This window comes from Niallia sp. MER 6 (assembly GCF_023714395.1).
Classification (GTDB): Bacteria; Bacillota; Bacilli; order Bacillales; family Cytobacillaceae; genus Niallia.
Genome location: NZ_JAMAUK010000011.1, coordinates 46,546 through 58,926 on the forward strand (window position 1 = coordinate 46,546; position 12,381 = coordinate 58,926).

At 40.1% G+C, this 12,381-nt stretch carries 14 protein-coding genes; 3 read left to right on the top strand and 11 right to left on the bottom strand.

Annotated elements, in window-relative coordinates:
* Nucleotides 1-26 precede the first annotated feature (26 nt).
* From M3600_RS14835 to M3600_RS14845, 3 genes are all read right to left on the bottom strand, one after another.
* On the bottom strand, nucleotides 27-341 hold the full coding sequence (locus M3600_RS14835) for a PTS sugar transporter subunit IIB (RefSeq protein ID WP_285109765.1): 315 nt from the start codon (nucleotides 339-341) through the stop codon (nucleotides 27-29).
* A gap of 137 nt (nucleotides 342-478) precedes the next feature.
* Entirely contained in the window at nucleotides 479-2,401 is a 1,923-nt protein-coding gene (locus M3600_RS14840; protein ID WP_248574458.1) for a BglG family transcription antiterminator, read from the bottom strand.
* A gap of 107 nt (nucleotides 2,402-2,508) precedes the next feature.
* A complete protein-coding gene (locus tag M3600_RS14845; protein WP_233315853.1) occupies nucleotides 2,509-4,539 on the bottom strand; it encodes a Na+/H+ antiporter in 2,031 nt (676 codons plus the stop codon).
* 178 nt (nucleotides 4,540-4,717) lie between these two features.
* On the opposite strand from M3600_RS14845, the gene M3600_RS14850 reads away from it, so the two are divergent.
* The 3 genes from M3600_RS14850 to M3600_RS14860 all read left to right on the top strand — a co-directional run bounded on the left by M3600_RS14850 (nucleotide 4,718) and on the right by M3600_RS14860 (nucleotide 5,531).
* On the top strand, nucleotides 4,718-4,987 hold the full coding sequence (locus tag M3600_RS14850; RefSeq protein WP_233315854.1) for a DUF3949 domain-containing protein: 270 nt from the start codon (nucleotides 4,718-4,720) through the stop codon (nucleotides 4,985-4,987).
* A 66-nt stretch (nucleotides 4,988-5,053) separates the two neighbouring features.
* Nucleotides 5,054-5,287: a hypothetical protein gene (locus tag M3600_RS14855; protein WP_237942032.1), complete on the top strand. Its 234-nt coding sequence runs from the start codon at nucleotides 5,054-5,056 to the stop codon at nucleotides 5,285-5,287.
* A gap of 82 nt (nucleotides 5,288-5,369) precedes the next feature.
* Nucleotides 5,370-5,531 (top strand): hypothetical protein, encoded by a 162-nt coding sequence (locus M3600_RS14860; protein WP_233315856.1) that lies wholly within the window; start codon nucleotides 5,370-5,372, stop codon nucleotides 5,529-5,531.
* Between the two features lie 36 nt (nucleotides 5,532-5,567).
* Here M3600_RS14860 and M3600_RS14865 read toward each other — a convergent pair whose 3' ends face one another.
* From M3600_RS14865 to M3600_RS14900, 8 genes are all read right to left on the bottom strand, one after another.
* Entirely contained in the window at nucleotides 5,568-5,834 is a 267-nt protein-coding gene (locus tag M3600_RS14865) for a hypothetical protein (RefSeq protein ID WP_237942033.1), read from the bottom strand.
* A 106-nt stretch (nucleotides 5,835-5,940) separates the two neighbouring features.
* Entirely contained in the window at nucleotides 5,941-6,867 is a 927-nt protein-coding gene (locus M3600_RS14870) for an ATP-dependent 6-phosphofructokinase (protein ID WP_233315858.1), read from the bottom strand.
* 21 nt (nucleotides 6,868-6,888) lie between these two features.
* Complete coding sequence (rpiB, locus tag M3600_RS14875; protein WP_233315859.1) at nucleotides 6,889-7,338, bottom strand: ribose 5-phosphate isomerase B; 450 nt, start codon at nucleotides 7,336-7,338, stop codon at nucleotides 6,889-6,891.
* 22 nt (nucleotides 7,339-7,360) lie between these two features.
* Nucleotides 7,361-8,710 (bottom strand): gluconate:H+ symporter, encoded by a 1,350-nt coding sequence (locus M3600_RS14880; RefSeq protein WP_251646571.1) that lies wholly within the window; start codon nucleotides 8,708-8,710, stop codon nucleotides 7,361-7,363.
* A 255-nt stretch (nucleotides 8,711-8,965) separates the two neighbouring features.
* The gene (locus M3600_RS14885; RefSeq protein WP_233316148.1) at nucleotides 8,966-9,628 is read right to left on the bottom strand and encodes a FadR/GntR family transcriptional regulator; all 663 of its coding nucleotides are present in this window, start codon (nucleotides 9,626-9,628) and stop codon (nucleotides 8,966-8,968) included.
* A gap of 193 nt (nucleotides 9,629-9,821) precedes the next feature.
* Complete coding sequence (locus tag M3600_RS14890) at nucleotides 9,822-10,580, bottom strand: SDR family NAD(P)-dependent oxidoreductase (RefSeq protein ID WP_233315861.1); 759 nt, start codon at nucleotides 10,578-10,580, stop codon at nucleotides 9,822-9,824.
* 23 nt (nucleotides 10,581-10,603) lie between these two features.
* On the bottom strand, nucleotides 10,604-11,548 hold the full coding sequence (locus M3600_RS14895) for a transketolase family protein (protein ID WP_233315862.1): 945 nt from the start codon (nucleotides 11,546-11,548) through the stop codon (nucleotides 10,604-10,606).
* Complete coding sequence (locus tag M3600_RS14900) at nucleotides 11,548-12,381, bottom strand: transketolase (RefSeq protein WP_233315863.1); 834 nt, start codon at nucleotides 12,379-12,381, stop codon at nucleotides 11,548-11,550. The genes M3600_RS14895 and M3600_RS14900 overlap by 1 nt, the downstream gene beginning before the upstream one ends.

Here is a 12,381-nt window from a genome sequence, read left to right on the forward strand (position 1 = left end):
CGTTTCTTCTAAATTTTATGAAAATACTAGCTTCCTACAAGACTCAGTGCTTGCTGCAGTACTTTTTCTCCATCCATCATGCCATAATGCTGGATGTTGATTTCATCAAGCAGAATATTCTCTCCTTGCAACCTTGCTTCTATTTCTTCCCTTCTGAACTTCACTTGCGGGCCGAGCAGCAAGGCATCAACCTTTCTGGTCTCAAGGACATCATCTATCTCTGTTGCAGATACGGCAAAGATGGTGATATCCAAGCCTTTTGCGTGAGCTGCCCGGCGCATCTTCGTCACAAGCAAACTTGTGCTCATTCCCGCAGCACACACGAGCATGACTGTCTTCACTTTTTTTGTCCCCCTTATAAGGAATTTCTCTACTTCCTCATTGTATAATGAAAGCGCTTAATTTATCATATTTGCATTTTCCGCTTAGAAGCGGAAATCTCTACATTGAAATAAAAAGAAGCTAATTGCACAAACAATTAGCTTCTTACTGTTTCTGTTTGAAATAACTCGATGACTTCCGTTTTGGACTTTGCCTTGATTACTTGCTGTATCACCCTTTTATCTTCAATGATGGAAATGAGCTGCTCATACATTTCCTCTAAATCTCCCTTTGCGTCCTTGCTTATATTTAACAAGCAGACAACCTGAACCATCTGATTTTCATTCCAGCTTATCGGCTTTGCTAATGTGCAAACAGTCCAGAATGTATCTTTTGTTTCCGGCATGGTCGGATGAGGGATTGCAACCAAATTGCCAAAGCTAGTGGAGGCAATTCCTTCCCGCTCGAGCACAAGCCTTCCATACTGTTTGGAAACAAGACCTTGTTCATAAAGGATATTGCTCAAAAATTCGATAACAGCTTCCTTCGTTTCCAGCTGTTTACCGATAAACACATGGTCTTCAGCAAGATAACTGTCTTTAGTAGCCTTCTTTGTTGAGGTAAGGCGCTTTTTTATTCCTTTTATATCGTCTGCTTCAAGAAAGTTGCTGACAACTTGCACAGGTGCTGCTAACCTTTCCGCTATCGGAATCGTGCTGATAACAAGGTCAATTGCAGAAAGATCATAGTCTGCCAGCTTATAGTAATTAATGCATTCCACAATTTCCAGCTCTCTGCTAAACTGCTCCTGCAGCCTGTAGGACAGCAGCTTTGCACTTCCCACACCTGAAGCACATACAAGAATAACACGCTTTTGCTTCCTGGCTTTTCTTTTCATACGCTCAAGTGCAACACCGATATGAAGGGCAATATAGCCGATTTCATCTTCTTCCACTTTAACGGACAGCCAGTCTTCCAAACATTTGCTGGCAATGATGGCTCCTTCAAAGGCACTTGGGTATTTCACTTTAATATCATTAACGAGCGGATTGCGAATATTCATTTCAAAGCGCAGCCGGTTAATGGCAGGCCTAATATGGAGCGCCAAAGCGTGTAAAAACTCCCGGTCTGATGTGAAATCCCAATTGAGCTCCTCTTTCAGCCTTGTTACCATACAGCTGACAATTTCTCGTGTCTCATCAAATTCGCGATACTCTGTCAGCGCATTTTCATGCAGAAGCTTCGTGCCCATCAAGTGGATAATTATATATTCAAGCTCCGCACTAGGAAACGAGAAGCCTGCTAGCGCTTCTACCTCTCCAATAATTTCTAACGCTACTTTTTTCTCGAAGGGATGCGCCTCCCCGATTGTATGCTCCAGCTCTCCCATCGCAAAGCCTTGTTCCATCCGTTTGCAAGCAATCACAATATGATTTGTCAGATTACCTAAGGAAACATCAGAAATTTCAATTTTATGAACATTTACTTTATTAATAATGATTCTTTTTATTTGGTCAGCAAAGGCTTTCTCTGATAACCTGCTATTGTTTTTAGAAGAGTCTTCCATCAGCCTGTAGTTGGCGAAGCATAATCGCTTTCTGTATTCACTCCCCGCGACATTTACACCATAGTGAGGCTTGACTAGCAGTGACAGCTTATATTTACCAAGCATTTCCCGAACATGCCGAAGATCCTTTTGAATAGTTGATTTCGAAACATACATTTCTCTCTCAAACTGCTCCAGCTTTACATAACCCTCCTGCAGCAAAAGATGTTTCAAGAGAAAATGCACCCTTGTCTTTTGGTCAGAAAAATCATAGCCTCCTGAATCGGCTTCCGTCAGAATCGGATTGATTTCCTGCTGGAACACTTCATGGTCTAATATATGTAGACAGTAGCCTTTTCCCTTAATAGGGCTGATGCTCACTCCAAGTTGTTTGCAGTCACCCTGCATATTCTTCAATTCCTTGCGAATCGTTCTGTCGCTCACACTCAGCTCTTTCGCTATCCATTCAGCCGTAACCGGTTCCTTATGTCTGCTCAGCAGCAGCAAGATTCCCCTTTGTCTCCCAGACAGCATGCCAATCCTCCCTTCGCCTGCAGTATTTCCTCTCATTATAACAGAAACCGCTTTCTTGTTTCCGAAAAATAAACAGCAGCCTGTAAAAAATAGGCTGCCGTTAGTCTTTATTCTGCATGCTCATGTAAAGCGGCACTTTCGACGTAATTAATAAATCGTCTAAGCTCCTTTACCTGGTCCCTGTTAATCTCTCCACTTTCATACATACTTTGAATTTCTGCTCTTTCTACATCAAGCACCTTTATACGAAGCTCTTCCTTCTGCTCTTCCTGTATTTCGTCATAATTTCGCGATGATGTTCGCAGTCTTTCCATCATGAGCTTGTAATCAAGGATAACTGCATGAATCTGCTGTTTGAGCTCTTCCATTTCCTCTGCATAGTCCTTTAGGAAATCGATTGCTGCCTGCATGGCCTGCAGCTGAACATCCTTGCCTTTCTCCAGCTTGGCAATCGCCAATTCCTTATCTTTACGATAAAACTTTCTTACCTTTTTCCACTTTCTCAGCATTCTTCCGACAAGATAAAGTGTACCAGACTGCAAACTGCCAGCTAATGCCTCTTCCCTGTATTCAAGCGACCTCTCAAATGTACAGAAAAGCTCTTCATCGATTTTGTTCTTATCCATTAGTGACTGGATATATCTTCTTTCTGCTTTGACTGCCTTGATGCGGATTTCCGTTTTCACATCCAATTCCACATCTGTTGCCGAAATCTTCTTGCCTTGGTCTCTTGCCAGTTCACGAATTCGGCGCCGGTATTCTCCGATTAGCTCGTAAGCGGCTGTCTTATTTTCCTCATTGACTACAGACCTGATCTGGTCGACAGCTTTCTCTAGCAGTCTCTGCTTAAATGGAGACAAATCCTTTTCTCCTTCTGCATCCTCCATATCTTCTCCTTTACTTAAGACTGGAAGAAACACGGTTGCTACAATTAATGTAAACAGAATAACTCCTGCTGCTAAAAACAAGAGCAAGGACCTTGCTGGGAAAGGATCTCCGCTGTCTAAAAAGTAGGGAATCGATAATATCCCTGCCATTGTCACAGCACCGCGCACACCTGTTAAACAGACGAACAAGGCATTTTTTATATCTGGTTTTTTAGCACCCTTGTTCAAATAACGATATTCAAAATGAGCAAACACATATGCCCAAACAAAACGAATGCCTAATATAACAAGGCCGATGGCGAGACAATAGCCGATAACGAGCCAATTGCCGATACTTGGATCTGAAACGGTCTCTCTCATCGAGGATGGAATGTTCAAGCCTAACAGTAAGAACACAACTCCATTTAATGTAAACAGAATAAGCGACCAAATATTCTCTGTCAGCACCTGTTCTTCAGGGCTTGCAGATTCGCGCCTTTCCCTTACTAATGAATGAACGATCCCGCCAACAACGACAGCGATTACGCCAGATGCGTGAAGCAAATCCTCTGTCACGATGAAAATGATGAACGGAGTAATGATATGCAGCAAGGAATGAAAAGTAACATCATTGATTCCTTGTTTGCGTAAAATAAATCGCACCCATGTGATTAGCAACGCCAACGCCGCTCCAAGCAAAGCTCCTAATATAAATTTATATACAAAATCAAGAGTTGCCTCATGCAAGGAGAAATAACCTGTCACAACTGCCGCAACAGCATAGTTAAAGGCAACTAAGCCAGAGGCATCATTAATCAGCGATTCTCCTCTGACAAGATGAAGCACGCCAGCTGGAATGTGAATGCGTTTGGCAATTCCATTAACAGCGACAGGATCTGTCGGTGACAGGATGGCTGCAAGTGCAAATGCTGCAGCGAGAGGTATGACCGGTATCATCCAATGAATGAAATAACCGCCGCCGATTGCTGTCAGGATAACAAGGATAATCGCATTTCCGAAAATCGGCGCCCTCATATTCCACAGCTCCTCTCTAGGAAAATACCGTCCGTCATTATAAAGAAGCGGTGCTACAAACAGCAGCAGAAACCATTCTGTTTCTATTTCAAAGGAGATATCCTCAAAAAAGAAAGCTAACAGCATTCCAAACGCAATTTGAGTGAGCGCCGTTGGAATGGAAGGTATGTAGTGACTGATAATATTAGATATCAGCAAGGATAATAACAGTAAAATAATCGTAATCAGTAAATCCATGGCATTCTCCCTTGAAAAAATGAAATTTGGCATAGTTTTTGTCTTGTAAGGAACTTTTATGTTAGTACGTTAACGAATGTGAAATGAAAACCAGTATTTAAGAGGAAAATTACATTTAATGTTATAATATTTACAAGTAACGGAAAATTCCCATTTTACTGTAAAGGAGGTAACTGAAATGTACTCCACTATTTTCTTCACCGTGATTGGTATTTATGTGCTGCTTTCCATTGTAATGCTGCCAGTTCAATACCGCTTTCTCGTAGCATTAAAGGAAGAAGAACGTAAGTACAAAGCAAAAGGCAAAACACAGGGAGAAATGTACGACGAGATGAATGCAGGTGAATTAGTGCTGCACAGCCATAATCAAGGAAATGCTCTATTCTTCCTTGCCAATATTATGGCATCCATCGTTTATAAAATAAAACATCCAAAGACAAGCATATAAGGAACCTTTAGCAGCCTCCACAAGGCTGCTTTGATTTTTTACCCTATTACACTAAATGGAGGCTCTATGAAAACAACGATCATCAGTGCTGCATGTATCCTGTCTTCTGTGCTATTATTTTCTACCCGTTATATGTTTATAGCCATCTTATGTACCACTCAAAACACTTCAGCAGCAAATTTTCACGATTTACTTGAAGAACATGGCGGACCCTTGCTTACTCTTAGTGTGATTGCCTTGCTTATTGGGCTCGGAATTTTACTGCCAAACCTATTTAAAAAGCGAGAAACCACCAATTAAGTAATATTTAGTATCCAACACACATATATGTATTTTTATGATAAAATAAATATATGGATATTTTTGTAAAAGGGAGCGTTGGATGAATACTAAGTGGTTAAATGTTATTTCTTTATTTTTATTTCTTGCCGCCATTACTTATAAAGTAATTGGCCATCATACAATGAATGCGGCAGGTGTAATCATTGTCTTATTGTTTATTGTCTTAAATATTGCGGCATTAATGAAGAAGGATGCTACATAGAAAAGGAAGGAAGACTGATTTGTATCTTCCTTCCTTTTATTTAAAGATAGCACCGACAGCTAACAGAACAAGAGCGACTAAATGAAGCCAAACTGTATATTTAATAATAATCAGCGCCCATAATTTCTTTCGCAGTCCAAACACAAGTACTAGCAGGAAAAATCCAAAACTGAATAAGCTGCGAATGATATTTCCTTCTATTAGGAAAAAAAGAAGATTTACAAAAAAAGATATAACAAATAAGACTATATAAGTGTTAGAACCTTTCGCTTTTTTTCTGGATTCCTGTTCAAATTCGTACATTTATGTACCTCGTATATTTCGTTTTTCATTTTCTGTTAATGATAATATACAATGATAATAGCAAAAAAAGCTGCCATCAGCAGCTTTCTAAAAAATCTTTACAAATTTAATAAGGCAAAAACGGCTCTTTATTTGTACTAGAAAGCACCTTCCCTAATTCCAATTCAACTATAGCATTAGCGTGAACAGCAAGGCATATGCCGCTTTTGCCTGCAAGCAATGTTTCCACACTTTTTTCACCGAATTTAATGCCCATGATACGATCGGTAACAGAAGGTTTTCCGCCTCGTTGAATATGACCAAGCACTAGTGGATGGATTTTAAATTCGGAATGACTTTCGATTTCTGCTTTAAACTTTTCTGCACTAATCGCACCCTCCGCCAAAATATAAATTTGGCTTTTTCCAGCAGAACTTCTCATTCCTTCTAGCACTTTTTCTAAGTTCCAGTCTTCGCTTGTGCCGATGATGCCGTCAGCAGCTGTTGCCAGGCCGGCCCAGATGGCGATATCAGAGGCTTCACGGCCCATTACTTCTATACCAAAAATATGCTTATGGCTTGCTGCTGATGTTTTTATTTTATCAATGGCATCAACGGCATTTTCTACAGCAGTGTGAAAGCCAAGTGTGATATCCGTAAGGGCAATATCATTATCTATTGTGCCAGGTATGGCAGCAACAGGGAAGCCCAATTGGGACAAGGCTTTAGCGCCTTGATAACTGCCGTCTCCGCCAATTACAACAAGCCCGTCTATTTCATGCTTCCTTAAGATATCTACTGCTTTTGTTTGGATGTCTTTGTCTGCAAACTCGGGAAAGCGTTGCGTACCGAGAATGGTTCCGCCAATATCAATGACTTTAAACAGCTCTGATTCAGTTAACAGCATAAACTCTTCCTTTATGATGCCAATATAGCCATTTACACAGCCAAAAACTTGTATTTCATGGCGTGCTGCTTCCTTTACGACTCCAAACAGGGCAGCATTCATGCCTGGTGAATCACCGCCGCTCGTAATGACTGCGAGCTTCTTCATAGTAACTTCCTCCAATACTTCTTAGCATAGGAATTCTTCTTCGATATCAGCAATCATGCCAATTCTTCTTGCATGTCTGCCTCCCTCGAATTCTGCATCTAACCAAGCCTTTACAATTTCTTTTGCTAAAACACTGCCGACTATTCTTCCGCCAAACGCTAAAATATTCGTATTATTATGCTGTTTTGATAGCCTTGCTGTTGCCGGTTCACTGCAGACTACTGCTCGGATGCCTTTGACCTTATTGGCAGCAATCGATATGCCCACACCCGTTCCACAAATTAAAATACCTGCATCTACTTTATTTGCCACAACATCCTCTGCAACCATTTTGCCATATTGAGGGTAGTCTGTGCTTTCTCCTGACTTAGGTGAATACTCTATTACATCATGCCCTAATTCTTGTAAATATTCCGCGATAACAGGTCTTAAATCATCGCCGCCATGGTCACATCCAATTGCTATTTTCATCGTAAAACCTCCTAATTATAGTTTATACAAATAAGTCTAAAATCAGCGTGCAAACCAAGCCAATAACAGAAGAAATTGTGGAAAGAACGGTATATGTTCCAAATGTTTCTTTCAGCGTCATGCCCGAATATTCCTTCACAATCCAAAACGCAGCATCATTAACGTGAGAACAAATCGTGCTGCCGCAGCCTATTGCCAAAGTTACGAGCGCTAAATTAACGTCTGGGTGCATTGCAAGCATTGGTGTGACTAAACCAACTGTGGAGATGGCCGCAACCGTTCCAGACCCAAGAGCTATTCTTAATATCGCAGCCACAATCCACGCAAATAAAACTGGTGATAATGCAGAGCCTTCGAATAGTTCTGCGATATATTCGCCAACACCGCCTTCAATGATGACTTGTTTAAAGGCACCGCCTCCGCCGATAATTAGCAGCATCATCCCAATCGAATTAATAGATTTCGTACAGGATTTCATTAAATCCACCATAGCAATGTTTCTTTTTATGCCCATTGTATAAATCGCAACTAACAGCGAAATAATCATTGCAGTGGAAGGCTCACCAAGAAATTGCAGCACCTTAAAAATAAGGCCGTCATGATAATTCAGTGCTTCTTCAATAATTTTAATAACAGCAGCAATTGCCAGCAGAATTACTGGCAGCATCGCTGTAAATACACTGATGCCAAAGCCTGGTGTTTCTTCTAATTTAAAAGATTTCTCTTCCTTAAAAACTCCGTCTGGGGTAACCTTTTCAAAGGCACTTGGCACGATTCTTTTAGCAATATTCGGATAGATGACTCCTGCGATAATCACACAAGGAATCGAAATAATCAGCCCGTATAAAAGAACAGTCCCAACATCTGCGCCAAGTCCGTTCGCAACCGTCGTAATACCTGGATGCGGCGGCAAAAAACTGTGTGTGATCAGCAAAGCCGCACTCATATGCAAAATCAATTTAACAATCGAGATTTTCACTTCTTTTGCGATTGTGAATATAATCGGTACGATTAACACAAAGGCTACTTCATAAAACAAGGCGATACCGACGATAAAGGAAGCAATAACAACCGCCCAATGAATTTTATTTTTTCCGAACTTATTGATAAGTGTCATCGCAATCCGGTTTGCTCCGCCAGCATCAGCGATTAATTTACCTAGCATAGCACCAAGTCCAAAGATTAACGCTATATGTCCTAATGTACTGCCTAATCCATTTTCAACAATTAGCCCAATCTCTTCTAAAGGTATCCCTAAAAGCAGGGCAACGATAAAAGAGACAATAATCAGTGAGAAGAAGGTATTTAATTTCAGCTTCATAATTAAAAAGATTAATATTATTACCCCAACAGATACGTAAAGTAATGGCATATTATTCACCTCAGCCTTTTTATTGGTTCGAACTTCACTACAATGAATCTATCAGTCTAGCATTATATTTGAATACGCTTTCTTTTTTACTTAACATTTGTATACTTATCTTCTTGTATGCTTATCTTCTTGTATGCTAAGTACACTAAAAAAATAAAGCAGTTACTATTAAATAATATGTTGAGAGCGCCTAAAGTCATTCCTAAGCAATCCTGTTTAGGCTATCTCAACAAATTATGTAATAAAAGCAGCTCATCATTTCCAATAACGGTCATATAAGTTTTGCATATGGTTAGTCATAATGTCTGTCGCTTTTTTTTCATCTCGTTTTTCTATAGCCTCGATGATTTGTTTATGTTCATTTAAATTTACTTCCAAATAATCTGGTCTTGTTACAGTACGATCACGTATGAACTGCCACATTTCCTGTTTCTTCATCGCATTAATGATTGCTGCCATAATATTGATGAACAATTCATTATGAGAGGCTTTTGCAATATTATAGTGAAGTGCTTCGTCTGTTTCCGGAACGTAAACACCTGACTTTGTTTCCTCTTCCATCTTGTTTATTGTTTCCCTGAGCACAGCAATTTCCTCATCTGTAGCACGCTGTGCGGCAAACTTAATGATTAAAGGCTCGATATTCATTCTAACCTCTACTATTTCTTCTGGAGAAACAGAATCAAATGAGATAGGATCGTGGGAATTGTTAGCTTGGTTTTGATTGCTTTTTACATAAACGCCTTCGCCTTGGCGGGAATAAATGAATCCATTTAACTCCAATGCACTCAGTGCCTGACGAACTGGAGCACGGCTGACACCAAACTGCTCACATAATTCTCTTTCTGCAGGCAGCTTATCTCCTACTTTAAAAGTTCCTGACTCAATCTCTGATAAGATTTGCTGATATATTTGCATATACAATTTTTTGCTGGAAACTGGATTAAAATTAATAATAACCACTTCTCTCTGCGTTAATATTATTAGATAACCTATTATACTATAAGGTTATTATATAAAATAAAAATATGTAAGCGCAATAAAAGTAAAATAAATCATAGCCGAAGCTTCTTTTATCTAAGGCTATGATTTATTTTTAGAAAGTGGTTAATTAGTCCATATGTGATCCGCCGTTAATATCTATTTCTTCCCCAGTGATATAGGATGCCTCTTCCGTTGCTAAAAACGCAATGGCTGCAGCCACTTCCTCTGTTTCACCAGGTCTGCCCATTGGAATTCCATCAATTACTTTAGCTGCCTGTTCTTCCGGAAGTGACTTCCAAATATCTGTGTTTACAAGACCAGGAGCAACACAGTTGACTGTGATTCCGTGCTGTGCCACTTCACGAGCTAAGTTTTTCGAAAATCCTAGAACAGCCGCTTTTGATGCAGAGTAATGAGCTCCCCCGAACACACCGCCGCCTCGTTTTGCTGACACGGAAGACAGACTGATGATTCTGCCGAAATTTTGTTTTTTCATTGTGTCTAGGACTGCTTGTGTACATAAGAATAATCCAAACATATTTACGTTAAATACTTTTGTAATATCCTCAATTGTCATGTCTTCAACTGTTACTTTTTGAGAGATTCCAGCATTGTTAATTAAGATATCTATGCGGCCATACTTATCTAAGACTTTTTGAACCATCGTATCATTGGATTCTTGGCTGGTAACATTCAACAGCACACCAAATGCCTCTCCACCTTGTGTTTTAATGGCATTAACTGTGTCTTCGATTCCTTCTTCATTTAAATCAGCAACTACGACAATGGCACCTTGTTTCGCAAGTGTTAAAGCAATCGTTCGTCCAATTCCCTTTTTCGAACCGCTTCCTGTTACAATCGCAACTCTATTATCTAATTTAAACATAGTATTCTCTCCCTTTAATAGTATTATTGAAGCAATTCTTGCGCTGTGTTTACGATATTTTCTATTGTTATGCCGTTCAGCTCTAATAATTTTTCATATGGAGCAGATTGCCCAAACTGGTCTTGAACACCGATTCTGCGCACTTTCCCTCTTCCTTCTTCTGCAACGACCTCACATACAGCGCTGCCTAATCCATTGATAATATTGTGATCCTCTACAGTGATGATTTTGCCGATATTCACACACTCTACAACTGCGTCTCTGTCTAATGGCTTAATCGTATGCATATCCAGCAGTTTCACAGAGATACCTTTACTTTCTAATTGCTTCGCCGCTTCCAAGGCAAGATAGACAGTATCTCCATTTGCAATAATGGCGATATCATGGCCTTCCTTTAATCGCTTCGCTTTGCCGATAATAAACTCTTCATTCTCATCGTAAATGAATGGCATCGTATCTCGTGTAAAACGAAGATAGACAGGACCATATTTCTCAGCAGCTTGCGCCACCAATTTTCTTGTGGAATGATAATCAGCACCCATCACAACTGTCATGTTAGGGATTGTTCGCAAAACACCCATATCTTCAATCGCTTGATGGCTCGCACCGTCGTTTGCTGGCGTCAGACCGCCATGTGAACAAGCAATTTTCACATTCAAGTTCGGGTAACAAATTTCCTGTCTAATTTGTTCTGCCATTCTCATCGAGCCGAAGACCGCGTAAGTGCTTACAAAAGGAATTTTGCCTGTAGTCGCTAGACCTGCTGCTAATCCAGCGCCATTTTGTTCAGCAATCCCGACATTAACATGCTGTTTCGGGAACTTATTGGCAAATTCTGTTGTTTTACAAGACTTACCGATATCAATATCTACAACGTAAATATCTTTATTTAATCCGCCAAGACGGACAATTTCATCACCAAAGGCTTCTCTTGTTGCTTTCTTTTGTAACACTTTGTTTTCACTCATTATTTTAGCCCTCCCTCTAATTCTGCCAATGCTTTTTGGTATTCTTCATCATTAGGAGCAATTCCGTGCCAAGTTACCGAATGTTCCATAAAGGAAACACCTTTTCCCTTTACAGTGTTACAAACAATACATTTCGGTTTGTTATTCTTAGAGTTTCTTGCGCTGTCTAGTGCTGCAACAATTTCCTCCATTGAGTGGCCGTCTATTCTTGTTGTTTCAAAACCAAAGGACTTAAACTTCAGCTCAAGATCTTGGTTCGGCATAATTTCTTCTGTTGGACCATCAATTTGCAGTCCATTATCATCCACAAAAACTACTAAGTTATCTAATTCATATTTAACGGCGCTTTGTGCAGCTTCCCAAATCTGTCCTTCCTGACATTCGCCATCACCAACCATTGCAAACACTCTATATTCTTTTTCGTCTCTTTTTCCTGCCAACGCCATTCCGACTGCACATGAAAGACCTTGACCTAAAGAGCCTGTAGAAATATCAATTCCTGGACACTTCTTCATATCCGGATGACCTTGGAATGGAGACCCCATTTGGCGAAGTGTATAAATGGTGTCATACTCAACAAACCCTCTTAGCGCTAAAGCCGAGTATTGAATTGGACAAACATGCCCTTTTGATAAAACGAAACGGTCTCTATCTTCCCAATTAGGATTGTTTGGATCGATGTTCATTTCCTTAAAATACAGTGCCGCAATAATATCAGCCGCCGAAAATGAACCTCCAGGATGCCCTGATTGTGCCTTATGAATCATCGTCAGTGCCGTTTTTCTAAGATCAACTGCATTTTGCTTTAACTCTTCAATAATTGTTGCATTCAT